Raw genomic sequence first — 14,994 nt, forward strand, 5'->3', positions numbered from 1 at the left:
ATGTCGAACGGTTGTGGCAGGCGCTTCATGAGACAATAACCCGAAATCACCAGTGCAGTTCAATGTGGCAACTGTTGAAAAAGGTCCATCACTTTATGAATACCGTCAGCCCATTCCCCGGGGGAAACATGGGCTGGCTAAAGTGTAGCGGTATTAGGATCAGTTATTTAGATATGCCGATGATTTGTCCTCATGAAAAAATAGATATGAATTGGCGTAGTTACTGGCACTTAAATAATTCATTGAATTACCTAGAAAAACGAAACTAACACAGTAAAATATGAAAACAAGAACTTTCTGAAAGACATGTAATTATAAAACAACCAATATCGTCTTGTAGCTTAAAAGTCGTTTCAGAGTTGCTATATCGGTTTCGCCCGCCCCCACGCGGGCTTTTTTGTGCTTAATTACTGTACTCAGGCCTAATCTGCCTTTAGAATTCCACCTCATTCAATAACCATACTAACAAGAGGTGTATATGGATGAGATAGATTTGGCTCAGGAACAGGAAATCACACTTAGAGAAGCAGCTCTCGCAGCCCGCAAACAAAGGCCTGTCAGCCTGGACGGAAATTGCATCTGGTGTAAAGATGAACCTGTCATCGCCAACACAGCGTTTTGCTCCGCAGAGTGTGACGATGACTACCACAAGTATCAGCGCGAGATGAGACAGCGTCTAAGCCACTAGTATTATTCAATGAGGTTAATTTTGAAAACATTATTACTTATCTCAGCCACCGCCTTGCTGGCCGGCTGTTCACCGCTTAAAGTCCAGCAACATCAGACTGGCATGGCTAATCCTGCCTCGGTGTACTGTGAAAAAATTGGCGGCAAACTGGACATCGTTAAGGAACCCGGGGGCGAAGTGGGATACTGCACACTACCCAGCGGCGAACGCATAGAAGAATGGACTCTGTTCAGAAAAGATGGTAAGTGACGCCTGTATAAGTCCGCTGTAATGTGTTTTCTCCTCAAAACGAATCTACGGACATGCATTGATTACTAAGACGAACTGGAAATATAATTATATAACCCTGCCATAATCAGAACATACAAGGAAAGATATAGGCTTTGTTGAATAAATGGATTTTATGCTGTGGTACTATGAAAACGGTTGTTTCAGATAACATAAAATCAATGCATTACATGCTTGCGTATGACGGTGTTCTGTCTGGCATCAGCGTTTTCTACCAAAACAGTGCAGACAAAACAGAATGATTACCTATTATTCAACAAAGCCGACGCCAAGCTGCAGCTCTGTGCGCCAGTCGGAAGTGACCACATTCGCAGCAGTGAGCAGGCTCTGGCGCTGCGCACGGGCTTTCTCCTGAAAGGCGGCTTTTTCTTCATTTGCATCATGTACCCATGCGCTGCCGTCCCATTTCATATATTGCTCTGCAGGTGCCGTTGATACGGTGCCGTCAGGCAGGTCTCCCAGTGAAGTAATCAGTTGCGGTGAACCATCAGTAAGACTGTAAACAGTCTTACCTCTGTGGTCCGCGACCAGCGACCATTTATCCTGCTCAGCGTGATAAACAGCGGCGCTACCTACCGGAATATCTGGTGGCGGGGCCAGTGTGCAGTTAGCTGGCAGGCCGGTATGTGCAGGAATGTAACAGTCACTCCTGCCTATAAATTCCTGCGTATCCGGTCGCAGGTTATAAATCTTCAGCGTCTGTGCTTTATCTGACATTTCAAAGGTCATTATGCGAGTCTCACGATGTAATTAAATGCAATATTGTCTACGGTATTGGCAGCGTTTCCGGTCGCATTGATGGTCAGGCCGTGGCCGTGCGGACCCAGCGGGACAGTGTGCTGGTGAGGACCAATCACAACGGTATGGGCATGATTGCCAGAATCGCTGGTCGCACGGTCCTGGTTACCCATATGAACATCATCCATGGAAACGTGGTAAACATCAGGGCCGCCCCCAAACCAGTCATAAGCGTGATTATGCTGGCCCTGCACATCAGTCGCCTTATTGCCGTAATCAAACACGCTGGTGTTGGGGCTGCCGAGGTCCGTTGCGGCTACCGCGCCTGTATGGGTGTGCGACTGAATGCCGCCTGCTTCAGGACTGAGAACGGCCCGGTCATCGGATTTGCCTTTAATGGTCTGGCCACGCATGTCAGGCAGCTTTCCTGAAGGGTACGCAGCGGCCAGTTGAGGATACTTTGTCGTGTCGAAGGCCTGGCCCTGAAGAATGGCGTAAAATTCAGGAGGTTTATCCATTGGCCATGGGACAGGGGCACCTACAGGATAAAAATTTACGCTGTTATCCGCATGCAGATATCGCGCATCCAGATTCGTGAGCGGAAACAGCGCCAGCCAATCGTCAGTAGTCTCTGTGGGTTCAAGAGCCGTGTCGTTCTGCGCCCGCCAGACGGTACCGCCGTTCACCACCGTAGCGCCTTTCGGCCACGTCCCCTTTTGCCAGTCCGGCCAGGCGTTCTGCTCAAGCCACAAAATCGCCTCGTCCGTTCGCTTCTGCAGCGCATTAACCCATTCCATCGGCGGAATGCCGTTAGTCGGATCGGTTACGGTTTTTCCGTCCGGGCCTTTACCGTCAGTCGTGACCCCCCAGCCTCGGGGCACGGAGGGAAAATCCAGTACCTCACCCTCATTTGCCCCTGAGGCAAAGACTTCTCCGTCAGGTCGCTTTCCTATTGCCATACCTTAATTCTCCACAAACGTATAATTCATGCCCGACGCGCGCGGCAGCACGTCGAGCGATTTCGCGCAGAAAAGCACAAAGGCTTCCGCGCCAGTGGTGGTTATCTTCCAGTGGCAGGGACCTGTGACATCGACCAGACAGCGCCCTGCGCCAAACAGTAGCTCACAGGCACGCTCCAGGTCGTCCAGCGTGCAGCCGGAGAAGTTTTTTATGCATCTGGCCCGAATGGGCGTGCGCATCTCCGCGTCGGTCAGGGTGGCCGACGCGCTGGTGGTGTCGCCGTGGCGGTACCAGGGTGAGCCGTCTGTATTGCTGACCTGAAAGCCCCGCGTGTCCGGATATCCTTTAAATGCGAAAAACTCCCGCGCCACGGCCCCGTTCAGCACCCTGCCCTGCCCGGTGATTTTGCCGATGATGCCCAGGTTCACCCCGCCCGCACGCTCAATATCCAGCATGTCAGGCACCGACAGCGCGCCGGTAAACGACTGCGCCATGCCATCCGCCAGCGCCTGAATGGTCGCCCTGGCTTTCGGCTTCGTGCCGTACTGTGAAATGAGTAAATCTGCATACCCGGTCATGAGCTGCTTTCCTCAATGACCTGCACGGTAATACCGGTCGTCAGAAAACGGGCCTTTTCCCGTGCACCGATGGCGACCGACAGCACATCTGCAGGCGCGTCCCCGTCGCGTGCCAGCAGCACATCACGGACGAACACGCCGGTCACGGCCCCCGCCGCTGCGCTCACATCTGACCGGTAAACCCACTCTCCGGTTTTGTAGGCGAGTGCTACGATGGCAGCTTTAACGGTGTCCTCATCGACATGGATGAAGTTTTCGCGGCGACCGATTTTAATAATGGCAGAGATATCGACGGCGGTGGGTCGGTCGAATTTTATCGCCGCTGTTTGTCCACTGTAGCGCGTTACGTCCACCGATACCGCCCCCTGCAACCCGGTACCCGGCCAGTTGTCATAGATGGCCTTTGCCACGGCGGCATTATCTCCACCCTCGACGATATAGTTCACCGAGTGCGGCGGCACGCCGTTTGCGTCGGTCTCATCCGTCCGGTTCTCCAGCGCCACCACGTCGGTCACCCCCGTCAGTCCGGCGACGTCCGCCAACGTGCCGTCCACGCAGTTTGTTGCCGCCCGCGAACGGGATTTATAAAACCGCGCCAGCAGCTCCGGGTCGGTCTCCTCATTTTCACCGGGTGTGGCCGCCACGGTGGTGGTGGCCGAGTCCCAGCCAGCAATCACCGTGACGATGGTGAGTTTTGCTCCCGCATCCACGCTGAACTGCCCCGCCTCCGCCGAGCGGAAGTCAGTTTTAACCGTGCCCTCAGCCCCGAATGTGGCATCAGCCTGTGTCACCCACTGCGTGTTGCCGCCGCTGACCGTTGCACCGGCAGGGACTTTTTTACCCGCGGTGCCGGTAAGCAGCACGTCCTGAATTACCGAATAAGACGCTCCACGCCGCGTCAGCCCGGCAAACGCCACCTTCTGCTCCAGCCAGGTGCCGGTAGCATTGTCCGGGTCGTTTGCCTGCACCACGGCCTCAATCACACCCTCAACGTCCGCCCGCATCTGGGCAAAGATGCCGATCATCTGCCCGTCCGGATCGTCCGGGTCCGTCAGAATGTCGTCCCCGTAGATGCCCTTAAATTTCGTCACCAGGCCGGAAAAAATATCGTCGAGCCGGTCAGCGACGTAGCCCTGATCCGTCAGTTTTCCCATCAGGCCGTTACCTCGCTCTCTGTGCCATATATGTCGGTGAAGGTGGCCGCGACCGTCAGTTTTCTCGACTTCGGCACGTACTGCGTATCAAACGCCGTCAGCGTCTTCACCCCGTCCGTCTGCAGAATGCAGCTGCGGATGTCGGATTCCAGCTTCACCCGCGACCCGCGCCGCGCCATATTGCCGGTCCAATCCAGACCGTGGTCGAGGTTCAGAAACCAGTCCTGCTTCAGCGACAGCAGCCGGATGCGTACACACTCAGACTTTGTGGCATAGGAGCCGCGCCCCCACCCGAATGTCCAGTCGCCGTCCGCATCAAGCCGCCTCGTTCTCATGCCTGCGCCTCCGAGGTCTGCCCGTTCTGGCTGTCGGTGTGGTGGTGGGATTTGCTGCCAATGCCGTCAACCGTCACGTCGCCGCCGGTGACCTCAACCGCCCCACTAATTTTCGCGGCTGCGCCCTCGCCTCCGCTGGCCGACAGGCCGCCGTTCATCGCTGCCGCGCCCGTGACGGTCAGCGTGTCGTCCATCGTGACCGGCTTCTTAAATTCGACCTGGCAGTGAACGGTCAGCTTCGTGCCATTGATGTCAACGTTCCCGCCGGTATCGATGGCCACATAGCCGGGACCATCGAGCTGGCACATCACGATGGCGTCATTACGGAAGCTGCCAATAGCCCGCGCCAGACTCGAGAACCCCGGCAGAAACCCGCCGTCGCTCCAGTCATGCTGCCGGTGTTCGGCGGCCTGGCTCACCAGACCCGTGGTGAACCAGTCGTCGATACAGCGATCGGCAAACAGCACCCAGCCCTCATCGCCTGGGTTCACCGGAAAGGTGAACGCAAACCCGCCGCCGCGCGGAAACTTCACCGGCACATCGGCCAGCACCGGCGGCGTCATTGCCCCACCGTTCTCATCGGTACCGGCAATGGCCGCCTGCAGCGTCACCGTCTGATTTTTGTCGTCAAAGGCCGTCACGATAGCAGGCATGGCCACGCGCAGCCTGCCCGACAAGTCACTGGCAGCCGCCTCCATCACTGAATCCATAGATGCCGTATCGCGGTCAAGCGTGCTCATCCTGTTTCTTCCTCTTCTTCAGCTTTTTCGCCTGCTTAAACTTCCCGTTCACCAGCGTCAGCCGCGACTCCCAGCGGGACGCGTGCGTATCGCCCTCCGACTTAACTGCCGCCACCTTGTAGTCGCCGTTATAGTCCGTGACGATGGACTCAATGCGCACCAGCGAGCCCACGATGATTTCCGGGCGCAACAGGCACGACAACTCCAGTCCCCGATCGGTGGGTTTCGGGCTGCCCAGCATGCCGCTGGACTCATTCAGTAACACGCCCTCACCCGGTAGGCAGTAGTCCGGGTGCAGGATGTGCAGCTCGCCGTTCTGGATCATCCAGTCCGCGCCATGATGATCGGCGACCTGGGTCATGACGTGCCGCGCGGGGCCGTAGCAGACCTTCGCCCGCTTAAACGTCACGGTACCGGGCAGGCCGATGTTTCCCGGCGTGATGCCGGTCATCTGCCCCACACAGTGCGCAATCACGTCCTCATGCGTGCTGCCCGCCGCCAGCGTCACGTTCACGAACGCATCCCGGTACGCGGTCGCGCCGTCGTCACAGGTCAGCTCCAGAATAAAATCCAGACCTTCGCGGATGACGGCAGGCTTCGTAATCTGTCCGGCATACAACACACGGCAGTTCTCCAGCGAGCCGAAGCCGACAGCCAGCGACACCTGCTTAAACTCCCCGCCGGTCACCTGATGACGATGCGAGGGGTTCAGGTTCCAGATGCGGATTGTGGCCTTGTTGGGCGTTTTATCGTGAGTGTGGGAAATACTGAAGGCGGTGCGGAGGTTGTTAATCTGAATGGATTCTTTGCTGTTGCCGATCGTCAGAATGCACTGACGGCCAAATTGTCTAATCGCTGTCATCGCTCCTGTCCATCAGATAAAGAATGCAGCGGCTGCCCATGTCGCTGCCGCCAAAGGGATTGAGGGCGTTACCGCTGCTGTCGTAAAGGTACAGCCAGAACGGTAGCCGGGTGCGCTTGAGCACCGGCACGCCGCAGACCAGGGCATAGCCGCTGATGAGCGCTTTACTGATACCGGCATCGGTGATGTCCACCAGCCATTGTCCGCCGGTGGGCACCGGGTTATAGCGCAGGCTCAGCTGATATTTTGTGTCGCCGACCGTGACCTTCATGGTCTGGTACGGATCGCTGCTGACTGCAAGTCTGTAGAGTGTTGCCATCATTATCTCCCTGTCACATCGCTGAGTTGATTTTTCAGCTTTTCATCTGCACCACTCAGATCAACCGCCTGCAGCTGCTGATTACCTTTATCAACGGCATTTGCAGCCTGCTTAGCGGTGCGCCTGCCTGTCTTTCCCTGCGAGGGCACCTTGAGTCCGCTGGCGGTCTGAGTGGTGCTAATAAAGATTTCCCGGCATCTGAGGCTGAATTCGGCTGATCCAGCACGCGTAAATTTCACGTCCACATTCAGGAGCAGACAATGGTCATAGCTGGCCGTCTGCGTGGTAATGGCAATCGGGGTCGCGGACTGCTGCATGCTACGCAGCGCCTTTAGCGCATCGGCCACGCGCTGGTCGCTGGACGCCAGATCCACTGAACCACTGTCCAGCAGTGACGGCAGCCAGGGGGCCAGCGCACGCTGGCCCGTCGAACCGCCCACCAGCGAACTTGCGGCCGACGCCACCTGATCCAGCACTCGGTTAGCCAGGCTGACGCCCTGAGCAGTAATGCTCTTTATCTCGCTAGGGATTGGCAGGTCATCAATAAAATCCGGTTCGCGTACATAGTTGTCCTCTGCCATCTGACTGAACAGCGTGTCGGTCGGGTCGAAATCCACCATGATCCCGGTAATTTCAAAAGGCCGCGGCGTCAGTATGGCGTGGTCAGAAATCTGTGAGCCGGATTCCACCGGATTATCGGTGACCTTCAGTTCAGAGTGATGGCTTTCATCCATTACGACGTCAAAAACGAACGTGCCGATTTTAGTGGTTACTGCTGCGTCACTCATGGGCGCATCCCCGCAGGCAGGCCAAAGTTCAACTGAGTAGATGCCAGTGAATCGCCGTGCTTCGCAGCCTCGTCAGACAGGCTTTTTGTGAATCCCAGTGCGTTCTCTGTCTGGACAATCACGCTGTGAATAGACCAGGTAACGTTCTGCGGTGCCAGCTGCTGCGTCGGTCCCACTTTCTCCGGATGCGGATAGCTGTAAGACATTTTTCCCTCTGGCGCCTTCGCCAGCATGGGCGCAATCAGCCGGTTATAGTCATCCGGGCTGCTTTTCTTAATGTAAGCCAGCAGCAGCCCTGGATCGTTCACGTCAGGACGTGCCGCATGGGCTTTTTCTAGCAGCTTAGCCCGGCTCTGGTCGTCGCGATGTTCTCTGCGGTTTTTCGCGGTGGCATTGTCCTCATATTCACCCTCGGTCATGCCGTACTGTTTATGCAGGCCATCCAGCTCAGTCTGCTGCTCTTTCGAAAGACCGCCAGGGGACAGGCTAAGGGCATTGAGTATGCCGATCCGGGCCTTGCCGCCCAGCCAGTCAATCAGCGCCCCCATGCGTGCAATACCGTCGCTGATATAAAGGAAGAACGTGTCCAGCCAGCCGGTCGCGAACCCGTCCTGAAATTTGTGCCACTGGGTTACCAGTGTTGCCACACCGGCAACCGCCGCAGTAATCAGCACCGGTATCAGGGTAAGCGGATCAATGAGCGTAGTGAGTACGGCTACAACCGCTTCGCCGTCACGCACCAGCTCAAGTGCGGCAGCCACATCCAGGAAGCCAGCTGCCAGCTTCGCCACCAGGCCGATAATGGCAGTCCATTTTGATGCCAGAAAAACACTGCCGAGGATGATGGCAATACCATTCGCGCTGCCCATCCACTTATCAAACCAGGCCAGCACCGCTCCCGTCAGACGGATGGCTTCGCCAATGATATCGACGATCACCGTGAGGATCCGACTAATCAGCCCCAGCATAACCTGCGCATCGGGCGATTTCGCCCAGACCTCCCACTGCGTAATGAGGCTGAACAGCTCATCTTCCAGCGCCGCGAAAACGTGGTTATCCATGATTTCCATCTGGAAGTTTTTCCAGTCCATACCCCAGCGGGCAATCAGTCCCGTCATGGTTTTGGCGTGCTTGTCCATCGTGCCGCCAAAGCGGTCTTCCAGAATTTTTGTCAGCTGCTCAATGGTCTTATTCGCGTCGCTGATATCCAGCTTAATGGGTATCGTCTGGCCTTCGCGGTTCTGATAGCTACCTTCATATGAAGTTTTACCGCCTTTGCTGCTCTTATACAGCTTGATCCCGGCCTGTGCGATAGCCCCGCCCATTGCATAGCGCCCTTCCAGCAGTTCGCCCACGTCCTTGCCCAGCATGTAGCCGATCCCCGGCATCGCGGCCATGGTATCGCCCATCGCCTTCATGGCGGCGGCTGTCGGCTCAACGCCGTTATTTTTCAGTGAGAGAAAGGCCTCTTTTGCCGCATCCAGCCCAATGACCGGATTGGCGCGGGCAAAGTTGACCAGCCAGTGAAACTTCTGTTCACCCTCGGCCGCCGTGGTGTAGAGCGATTCGAAGGTGACCTTCATGTCCTCCATCTCTTTGGCGGTGCGGATGAACTCACCGCCCACCTCTTTTGCCATTTCTGCGCCCTTTTCCAGTGCATGAGAGAGGAGATTGGCTGCCGTGATAGTGCTGAGCAGGGAGTGGCGGGTGGATTCACCGTGATCGCCGATGCGCTGCAGCTGTTCGTCAAACGCATGGCCGCCTCTGAGGTCAGCCTGAAAGCCCAGCGCGTAGAGAAATTCGTCAATAAGGGCCATGCTTATCCCGATAGTTTATTGATATTGTGTAGCCTAAGGGCTACACTTATCGACATGAAAGAGATTATCCGTAGCGAAACATTTTCCGACTGGCTTATTTCACTCAGGGATGCCCGCGCCAGAGCGCGCATATTGATGAGAATAGATCGCATGAAGAGGGTAACTTTGGTGATGCAGAGCCTGTCGGTGACGGGCTGAGTGAGGCCAGAATCCATTATGGCCCCGGTTACCGCGTCTATTTCATGCAACAGGGCGATCAGATTGTTGTTTTATTGTGTGGCGGCGACAAAAGCACACAACCCAAAGATATTAAGCTGGCCAGAAAAATCGCCAGCGGCTGGAAGGAGGCAAATCATGGCTGAACATTTTTCTCAGTGGGACTCCGCCGAATACCTCAAAACTGAAGAGGATATGGCTGAATACCTCAACGCCTGCATGGAAGAAGCCGGAGATGATCCGGCATTTATTGCCCGTGCGCTGGGAACCATTGCCCGCGCACGGGGTATGACGCAGGTCGCCAGAGAGGCGGGTGTTTCCCGCGAAAGCCTGTACCGGGCGTTGTCCGGCAACCGGAACCCGGAGTTTGGCACCATATTAAAAGTGGTTAAGGCGCTGGGACTTCGGCTGCACTCTACTTCAGTATGAAATCTCGTTCGAACCGGATGAACAATCCAGCACATCCCGGCTTGGTGCTGCGCGAATATCTCGACGGCATATCCGTCACAGAGGCAGCAAAATCGCTTGGTGTCACCCGCGCGACACTTTCACGCATCCTGAATGGCAATGCGGGGATCTCTGCTGATATGGCTCTGCGCCTGGAAGAAGCATTAGGCACCAGTGCTGAGATGTGGACGGGCATGCAGGCGCAGCACGATCTGTGGACAGCCTCTCAGATTCAGCGTCCGGCGGTCAGGCCGATTTTCAGCCACCCCTGACTGAGCCCATTTTGCATTAAATTTTCAGGGTGATGAAATTGCATTTATGAACAGTATGGATAAAAACGACATAAACAGTAAGCTTGGAAATATCAGGGCCGGCGGCATGATCATTATGTTGTCCATACTGCTTACACTGACTGTGGGTGTGACATTAATCCTGCATCACAGGGATACGGTCAATAATGCTCTGGATACTGGCAAGTGCCTTGTGAACAACAACGTAAGGGGATTTTTTGATATCCTCAGACATCTTCTTCATCAGGTCTACCGCTGGATTTTTAAATCCTGCGGCTAATCAGATAATGGTAAAAATCCGGTGAAGAAGAATATGGATTTCAAACATGAATTTCATTGAAAAGCTGAAAAGCACCATCAGAAGTGCATATCCGCCCAGAAACAGAACCAGCAAAGTCAGGATCTCGCTGTGCCGGGAAAGTAATTTTTTAACGTTCATGAAGAATTGCCGCTATCCGTGTCATTAATTATCCTTACCATTGTAGCCATGCCGGTTAAATAATATTACAACGCCCGACTGATGCTTATTCACTGCGTACTCAGCGTTATTAATCATCCTCCGGCATATCCCTCTGCCGGATCTCATCAGACGCCCTGATGGCGTCATGTAGCGCCATCAGATCAGCCAAGCTGTAGGCCGTCTTCAGCTCGGCGAGGCTGGCGAACTTCCGGATGACGGGCGTCCAGATGAACCAGTCGGGGCCGTCTCCGTTTTCGGTAACGAAGCATCCGCTTCCCCCGCCACCTCCCGCGCCTTCGCCAGGAACGCCATCACCGACTCCATCCCCGGAAACAAACTGCCCAGCGTGGCGCGGATACCAGTAAAAAAATCCTCAAACTGGTACAGCGCCCCCTCCACCAGCAGCTGCGGCAGGTGAGACCGGTACGTATTGAGGTGCGTTTCAGCCTGGTCCGCCAGCTTAAACGCCATAGCCCCCGCCTCCGTCCGGACCACCGTGCTGCCGAACACCATGCCCTGCAGCTCCGCCAGCTCCTTACCGTCCATTACCGAAAACGCCAGCGCAATGGCGGTGGCCATCGAGCCGTCGCCTCCGTTCATCATTTTACTGCGCCCTATGGCACCCAGCAGCTTCTGCAGGCAGCTCCAGCCCAATACCGCATTCACCGGCGTCATCACGTAGTCCACCCCGTCCAGGGTCAGCGTTTTTCTCAGTTCCATCAGTAGTCAATCCCGTTCATCAGCAGCATGGTGCCTGTCTCAAAGGCCAGCGTGAACACGCCGGGATTATGCTGCGCGCCACGGGTATAAGCAGGCAGCGCGGTAAAAAAGCCCTTCGAGCCGGTCGCCACGTCGTCGTTCATCAGATCGGTAATAATCAGCGAGAACGGGGTGAAGGATTTCAGGCTCTTACGCTGCAGCGCACGCTGCTGGTTCAGCCAGGCCACGTCAGGATGGTGCTGAAGCATGCGGATGGTCAGCACCGTGGACTCGTCCGGATTGCTGATAAATACCCCGGTACCGTGCGCCCCGATCGCGTACTCACCCGCATCTTTGGCATATTTGTAGTCCACGGCGTTGTTTTCTGCCGTAAAGCCGGTGATCACCCGTTCATTCAGCATCAGGTGGATCTGCTTGATATCAAAACGTGCCATAACTTAACGCTCCGTATTCACTATAATCTGCACCGAATGGACGGCACCGGCCAGGTGTGCGCAGACGTTTATCGGCGGGCATTTACGCGCTTTTTTATCATCATCGGACAGCGTGTCTACCGAATCCGCGTAGATGTAGTATCCGCTTTCCAGGTAGTCGCCGGTCGCCAGCTGGCCGACCTTATCACCCGCCCAGATGCCTGGACCGACCAGCCCGTTTTTCACCGCCATGCGCATCACCGCATCGATGTAGCCCTTGATGGTGGTGACACCCGCATCGGACAGCGCGATCTTTTTCAGCTCGGCAAAGGCGTTAAAGGTGTTGGTCTGAATTTTGTTTTTCAGCCAGTCGAGGCCGATTACCTCGTCCGCCCAGTACACCTGCCCCAGCATCCAGCCCTCGGCCAGCATCGCTTTGGTGCCGAACTTCGTGTAGTAGTTGATGCCCAGCGCATCGAGCTTGTCCGCCGTCGGGCTGTCCATATCCGGATCCGGCGTGACGCCGGTCAGCGTTTTAAACTTCAGCGTCAGCAGAGAGTCAGAAGCGCTGAAGTTGATGGAACACAGCAGCGCGGCCGCAGAGACTGCGCCGGACGGACCGGGCATGCTGACGGTGCGATCGGCGAGCAGCAGCGTGCGGTAATACTGTTTTTCGGCCAGCGCCTTAATCTTCGCCAGCGCTTTGCTGCTGATGTCGGTGATTGTCACGGCCTGAATTTTACCTGCCGCCTGAATCCAGGCGCAGGCCTCTTCGAACTCCTCATCATCCAGCACTTCGCCCACCGGCGCACCGCAGTACCAGCCCGACCAGCTGGCGTTGAGGTTTTCGTAGGCTTCGGACAGGGAAACGCGATCGCCAGACGAATCTGCAGGCCAGAGAGCGACGTACAGGTACTGCGGGCGGGACGGCTGTTCGAAAAAGAGTTCCGCCGTGGACAGCAGCGCGCTGCCGGCATCGGGAAAATCACCCTGGAATGCCTTCAGATTGCCGTATTTGCGGTAAACGTCATCGTCGAAAACGCCAGCCGCCTCCGTGGTGAACAGCGTGACGGTGCCAAAGTCCGCCGCTGAAACGACGTCTGCGGGCGCGTTGACCGTAACTGAAATAACGTCATCAATGTCGCGGGACATGATTACCTCTCGATATCAAAATTTATGGTGCCGGTAGCCATGGCAATGCCGACAGGAACAGTCTTGATGGTGGAAAGCGGAACGGTGTAGCGGTCATCATGGGCAAGGGTCAGGGTCATCACTGCCCTTTCCTCCCAGCTGCCGGGCACGCCTTCGGAGACATTACGGGGCAGAGTGTAATGCGGACAGCTGGTCCCGGCTGCGGTCAGGGCCTGCATACCCGGCGAGGAACCCAGCCAGGCAGACAGGCGGCGAAGTATCACCATGGCCCCCGGACCAAAAGCCTGCACGCTCACCATCAGCTCAAGATGAAGGCGGATTTCCTCCTCATCCTCTGAAATCTGCTCCCGCCCTGGCGGTCCCAGCTGCATGGCGGAGATTTCGCTAAGCATGAGAAAGCATGTGTCAGGAATGCGCTCTCCCGTATCAGCCAGCACCACCTTCACCGCTTTTTCAGGCGTCTGCAAAGACTCCGCTATCGGGGCCAGCAGGGCCTTTAGCGCGAACCGCGAGCGCGTAGTAATACCCATAATCTGAATAGTCCTGTAAGTGAACGACGCGCCAGCTTTCATTGTGCCAAGCCACCACGTCGCCATACGCCATGCGCCTTGCGGCCAGCACCACGATGGCGTCATGCAGGCGGGTACCTTCCGGCGCGAACTGCAGCGCGTCCATGTCGGCGGGGTAAATCACACCCCGGTTGTTGCTTACGCCCTCAGGCTGCCAGTCATTATCCGGAGAGTGCGTCACGGTAAACTTCCGACTCATGCGCCCGGTCACCACCCGGCGAACGTTTGGCCTCATTTACTGGTTCCCCCGATGTCGGTAATAAAGGTGATGGCCTGGAACATGTCGCGCGTGTCGATAAGTGGCGTCTCTTTGCCCCCTTTTTTCTTCGCCGTACTGTCCGCATTGGGCTGCAGGTGTCCGTCGGTGAACGCGGCCCGCAGCTTCGTGCGCACCCGGCTGCCCACCAGCGTCATTGCTTCGTCCACGGTGATGGTGCCGTTCAGCACCGCCTTCGCGCGTATGGCCATCTCTTTACGGAAATAGTCATTCTGGTGGAAGGTGTAGCGGAAGATGGACCGCTCCGGAATGTGTACCGTATGTGCCGGTACGCGATGAAAGGTCTGAAAGTTGCCGTTTTTACGGAACTGACCGCTGTACGCAAACGTGCCGTCTGCACGGATGCGGCGCGTCACGCTGACAGTGTGCTCGGGCACATGAACATCACCACCGTACTCGTGCAGCTCCAGCAGTCCGGCGTTGCCCATCGGCAGGCCTTCCTTGCGCGGGTTATTTTCGCGCGGAATGCCCACCCGGACGCCGCCTGCTTCAGCGACATCATGCTCTGTAGCAGGGCTTTCACCTTCGCCGTGTTCGGTCTGTCGCCCATGTCACGCCCTCACCGCAAACGTGTTTATCGCCGCAGAAAGCAGGCCGCGCAGCAGGCCGGAAAGCCAGGGAAAGGTCACCGCCCCGCTGTCCGCTTCGCCCGAATACTGCAGACTGACCTTACCGGCTATTTCCATCGTGACGCCACGCGTCAGCGCGCCGTCCAGTTCACCGTCCTGCGCCGCCAGTGCCAGACGGCACTGTGCCTGCACCAGCTGGCGGGGAATGACGTCCGGACACAGTTGCTCATCATCTACATATACGCCCCGGCGTGGCCACGGCAGCGGCTGCTCAGGCTCTGAACGTACACCCAGCCAGTTCAGCCCGTTCAGGTAATCCATCGCCTGAAACAGCAGCGCCGGGCACTGCTCCTCATCGGGCACATCATGCCCCCGTGAGGCAGCAAACGCCGTCAGGTCATCCACGCTGATGTAGCTGTTAAAATCCGGCGAGAGGGGATCGGTATCAATATCCATACCTGCACTCCATGAAAAAAGGGGCCGGAGCCCTGACGAATCCCCACAAAAATGAGACAGACATAGCAAGATGTGATCTACTGATTCTTCCACAAATTCAATGGGATCACCGCTATGCCTGCCCGTAAAGTATGTCAGAATTTTTTTCAGGATGCTCT

At 56.3% G+C, this 14,994-nt stretch carries 20 protein-coding genes and 2 pseudogenes; 5 read left to right on the top strand and 17 right to left on the bottom strand.

The annotated features are described in order from the left end of the window. A pseudogene (locus F7Q90_RS27965) lies at positions 1–148 on the top strand (IS630 family transposase); the annotation flags it as partial. A 561-nt stretch (positions 149–709) separates the two neighbouring features. Further along, the gene (locus F7Q90_RS21915) at positions 710–937 is read left to right on the top strand and encodes a putative hemolysin (protein ID WP_006120108.1); all 228 of its coding nucleotides are present in this window, start codon (positions 710–712) and stop codon (positions 935–937) included. Positions 938–1,225: 288 nt separating this feature from the next. Here the strand turns inward: F7Q90_RS21915 and F7Q90_RS21920 are convergent, their stop codons facing one another. From F7Q90_RS21920 to F7Q90_RS21965, 10 genes and pseudogenes are all read right to left on the bottom strand, one after another. Then, positions 1,226–1,693 (bottom strand): tail fiber assembly protein, encoded by a 468-nt coding sequence (locus tag F7Q90_RS21920; RefSeq protein ID WP_237166065.1) that lies wholly within the window; start codon positions 1,691–1,693, stop codon positions 1,226–1,228. Positions 1,694–1,704: 11 nt separating this feature from the next. Next, a pseudogene (locus F7Q90_RS28150) lies at positions 1,705–2,259 on the bottom strand (phage tail protein); the annotation flags it as partial. Between the two features lie 417 nt (positions 2,260–2,676). After that, a complete protein-coding gene (locus tag F7Q90_RS21930) occupies positions 2,677–3,252 on the bottom strand; it encodes a DUF2612 domain-containing protein (RefSeq protein ID WP_151161067.1) in 576 nt (191 codons plus the stop codon). Beyond that, positions 3,249–4,406 carry a baseplate J/gp47 family protein gene (locus F7Q90_RS21935; protein ID WP_006120112.1) on the bottom strand — a complete coding sequence of 386 codons (1,158 nt, stop codon included), beginning with the start codon at positions 4,404–4,406 and terminating at the stop codon, positions 3,249–3,251. Before F7Q90_RS21935 ends, F7Q90_RS21930 begins: the two co-directional genes overlap by 4 nt. After that, entirely contained in the window at positions 4,406–4,741 is a 336-nt protein-coding gene (locus F7Q90_RS21940; RefSeq protein WP_044242242.1) for a hypothetical protein, read from the bottom strand. The genes F7Q90_RS21935 and F7Q90_RS21940 overlap by 1 nt, the downstream gene beginning before the upstream one ends. Then, complete coding sequence (locus F7Q90_RS21945; RefSeq protein ID WP_052310134.1) at positions 4,738–5,481, bottom strand: Gp138 family membrane-puncturing spike protein; 744 nt, start codon at positions 5,479–5,481, stop codon at positions 4,738–4,740. Before F7Q90_RS21945 ends, F7Q90_RS21940 begins: the two co-directional genes overlap by 4 nt. Then, the gene (locus tag F7Q90_RS21950) at positions 5,468–6,343 is read right to left on the bottom strand and encodes a phage protein (RefSeq protein ID WP_006120115.1); all 876 of its coding nucleotides are present in this window, start codon (positions 6,341–6,343) and stop codon (positions 5,468–5,470) included. Before F7Q90_RS21950 ends, F7Q90_RS21945 begins: the two co-directional genes overlap by 14 nt. Continuing rightward, entirely contained in the window at positions 6,330–6,662 is a 333-nt protein-coding gene (locus F7Q90_RS21955) for a phage baseplate plug family protein (protein WP_052310135.1), read from the bottom strand. Before F7Q90_RS21955 ends, F7Q90_RS21950 begins: the two co-directional genes overlap by 14 nt. Before the next feature lie 2 nt (positions 6,663–6,664). Next, the gene (locus F7Q90_RS21960; RefSeq protein ID WP_006120117.1) at positions 6,665–7,450 is read right to left on the bottom strand and encodes a phage baseplate protein; all 786 of its coding nucleotides are present in this window, start codon (positions 7,448–7,450) and stop codon (positions 6,665–6,667) included. Next, positions 7,447–9,267 carry a hypothetical protein gene (locus F7Q90_RS21965; RefSeq protein ID WP_006120118.1) on the bottom strand — a complete coding sequence of 607 codons (1,821 nt, stop codon included), beginning with the start codon at positions 9,265–9,267 and terminating at the stop codon, positions 7,447–7,449. Before F7Q90_RS21965 ends, F7Q90_RS21960 begins: the two co-directional genes overlap by 4 nt. A gap of 209 nt (positions 9,268–9,476) precedes the next feature. Between F7Q90_RS21965 and F7Q90_RS28155 the strand changes: the two genes are divergently transcribed. Genes F7Q90_RS28155 through F7Q90_RS21980 form a run of 3 tightly spaced genes read left to right on the top strand, consistent with a single transcriptional unit; the run spans position 9,477 to position 10,202 of the window. Beyond that, positions 9,477–9,629 (top strand): type II toxin-antitoxin system RelE/ParE family toxin, encoded by a 153-nt coding sequence (locus F7Q90_RS28155; protein ID WP_434547726.1) that lies wholly within the window; start codon positions 9,477–9,479, stop codon positions 9,627–9,629. After that, complete coding sequence (locus F7Q90_RS21975) at positions 9,622–9,912, top strand: addiction module antidote protein (RefSeq protein WP_006120120.1); 291 nt, start codon at positions 9,622–9,624, stop codon at positions 9,910–9,912. The genes F7Q90_RS28155 and F7Q90_RS21975 overlap by 8 nt, the downstream gene beginning before the upstream one ends. Beyond that, positions 9,909–10,202 (top strand): HigA family addiction module antitoxin, encoded by a 294-nt coding sequence (locus F7Q90_RS21980; RefSeq protein WP_044242243.1) that lies wholly within the window; start codon positions 9,909–9,911, stop codon positions 10,200–10,202. The genes F7Q90_RS21975 and F7Q90_RS21980 overlap by 4 nt, the downstream gene beginning before the upstream one ends. Positions 10,203–10,863: 661 nt before the next feature. Here F7Q90_RS21980 and F7Q90_RS21990 read toward each other — a convergent pair. The 7 genes from F7Q90_RS21990 to F7Q90_RS22020 form a co-directional block, all read right to left on the bottom strand. Continuing rightward, complete coding sequence (locus F7Q90_RS21990) at positions 10,864–11,400, bottom strand: phage tail assembly chaperone (protein WP_006120123.1); 537 nt, start codon at positions 11,398–11,400, stop codon at positions 10,864–10,866. Further along, on the bottom strand, positions 11,400–11,834 hold the full coding sequence (locus F7Q90_RS21995; protein WP_006120124.1) for a DUF3277 family protein: 435 nt from the start codon (positions 11,832–11,834) through the stop codon (positions 11,400–11,402). The genes F7Q90_RS21990 and F7Q90_RS21995 overlap by 1 nt, the downstream gene beginning before the upstream one ends. Before the next feature lie 3 nt (positions 11,835–11,837). Beyond that, positions 11,838–12,965 carry a DUF3383 family protein gene (locus F7Q90_RS22000; protein ID WP_006120125.1) on the bottom strand — a complete coding sequence of 376 codons (1,128 nt, stop codon included), beginning with the start codon at positions 12,963–12,965 and terminating at the stop codon, positions 11,838–11,840. Between the two features lie 2 nt (positions 12,966–12,967). After that, positions 12,968–13,495 (bottom strand): phage neck terminator protein, encoded by a 528-nt coding sequence (locus F7Q90_RS22005; RefSeq protein ID WP_167387060.1) that lies wholly within the window; start codon positions 13,493–13,495, stop codon positions 12,968–12,970. Further along, positions 13,419–13,769, bottom strand: a complete 351-nt coding sequence (locus F7Q90_RS22010) for a hypothetical protein (RefSeq protein ID WP_141119383.1) — start codon at positions 13,767–13,769, stop codon at positions 13,419–13,421. Before F7Q90_RS22010 ends, F7Q90_RS22005 begins: the two co-directional genes overlap by 77 nt. Beyond that, on the bottom strand, positions 13,766–14,284 hold the full coding sequence (locus F7Q90_RS22015; protein WP_006120128.1) for a hypothetical protein: 519 nt from the start codon (positions 14,282–14,284) through the stop codon (positions 13,766–13,768). Before F7Q90_RS22015 ends, F7Q90_RS22010 begins: the two co-directional genes overlap by 4 nt. A 78-nt stretch (positions 14,285–14,362) precedes the next feature. Next, the gene (locus F7Q90_RS22020) at positions 14,363–14,836 is read right to left on the bottom strand and encodes a DnaT-like ssDNA-binding protein (RefSeq protein WP_006120129.1); all 474 of its coding nucleotides are present in this window, start codon (positions 14,834–14,836) and stop codon (positions 14,363–14,365) included. Positions 14,837–14,994: the final 158 nt, after the last annotated feature.

Source organism: Pantoea stewartii subsp. stewartii (genome assembly GCF_008801695.1).
In the GTDB taxonomy this organism is placed as follows: domain Bacteria; phylum Pseudomonadota; class Gammaproteobacteria; order Enterobacterales; family Enterobacteriaceae; genus Pantoea; species Pantoea stewartii.

What these genes read in the sequence shown, in the direction of transcription:
- F7Q90_RS21920 (WP_237166065.1), bottom strand. Translation starts at nt 1,693, where the DNA reads ATGTCAGATAAAGCACAGACGCTGAAGATTTATAACCTGCGACCGGAT.
- F7Q90_RS21930 (WP_151161067.1), bottom strand. Translation starts at nt 3,252, where the DNA reads ATGACCGGGTATGCAGATTTACTCATTTCACAGTACGGCACGAAGCCG.
- F7Q90_RS21935 (WP_006120112.1), bottom strand. Translation starts at nt 4,406, where the DNA reads ATGGGAAAACTGACGGATCAGGGCTACGTCGCTGACCGGCTCGACGAT.
- F7Q90_RS21940 (WP_044242242.1), bottom strand. Translation starts at nt 4,741, where the DNA reads ATGAGAACGAGGCGGCTTGATGCGGACGGCGACTGGACATTCGGGTGG.
- F7Q90_RS21945 (WP_052310134.1), bottom strand. Translation starts at nt 5,481, where the DNA reads ATGAGCACGCTTGACCGCGATACGGCATCTATGGATTCAGTGATGGAG.
- F7Q90_RS21950 (WP_006120115.1), bottom strand. Translation starts at nt 6,343, where the DNA reads ATGACAGCGATTAGACAATTTGGCCGTCAGTGCATTCTGACGATCGGC.
- F7Q90_RS21955 (WP_052310135.1), bottom strand. Translation starts at nt 6,662, where the DNA reads ATGGCAACACTCTACAGACTTGCAGTCAGCAGCGATCCGTACCAGACC.
- F7Q90_RS21960 (WP_006120117.1), bottom strand. Translation starts at nt 7,450, where the DNA reads ATGAGTGACGCAGCAGTAACCACTAAAATCGGCACGTTCGTTTTTGAC.
- F7Q90_RS21965 (WP_006120118.1), bottom strand. Translation starts at nt 9,267, where the DNA reads ATGGCCCTTATTGACGAATTTCTCTACGCGCTGGGCTTTCAGGCTGAC.
- F7Q90_RS21975 (WP_006120120.1), top strand. Translation starts at nt 9,622, where the DNA reads ATGGCTGAACATTTTTCTCAGTGGGACTCCGCCGAATACCTCAAAACT.
- F7Q90_RS21980 (WP_044242243.1), top strand. Translation starts at nt 9,909, where the DNA reads ATGAAATCTCGTTCGAACCGGATGAACAATCCAGCACATCCCGGCTTG.
- F7Q90_RS21990 (WP_006120123.1), bottom strand. Translation starts at nt 11,400, where the DNA reads ATGGAACTGAGAAAAACGCTGACCCTGGACGGGGTGGACTACGTGATG.
- F7Q90_RS21995 (WP_006120124.1), bottom strand. Translation starts at nt 11,834, where the DNA reads ATGGCACGTTTTGATATCAAGCAGATCCACCTGATGCTGAATGAACGG.
- F7Q90_RS22000 (WP_006120125.1), bottom strand. Translation starts at nt 12,965, where the DNA reads ATGTCCCGCGACATTGATGACGTTATTTCAGTTACGGTCAACGCGCCC.
- F7Q90_RS22005 (WP_167387060.1), bottom strand. Translation starts at nt 13,495, where the DNA reads ATGGGTATTACTACGCGCTCGCGGTTCGCGCTAAAGGCCCTGCTGGCC.
- F7Q90_RS22010 (WP_141119383.1), bottom strand. Translation starts at nt 13,769, where the DNA reads ATGAGGCCAAACGTTCGCCGGGTGGTGACCGGGCGCATGAGTCGGAAG.
- F7Q90_RS22020 (WP_006120129.1), bottom strand. Translation starts at nt 14,836, where the DNA reads ATGGATATTGATACCGATCCCCTCTCGCCGGATTTTAACAGCTACATC.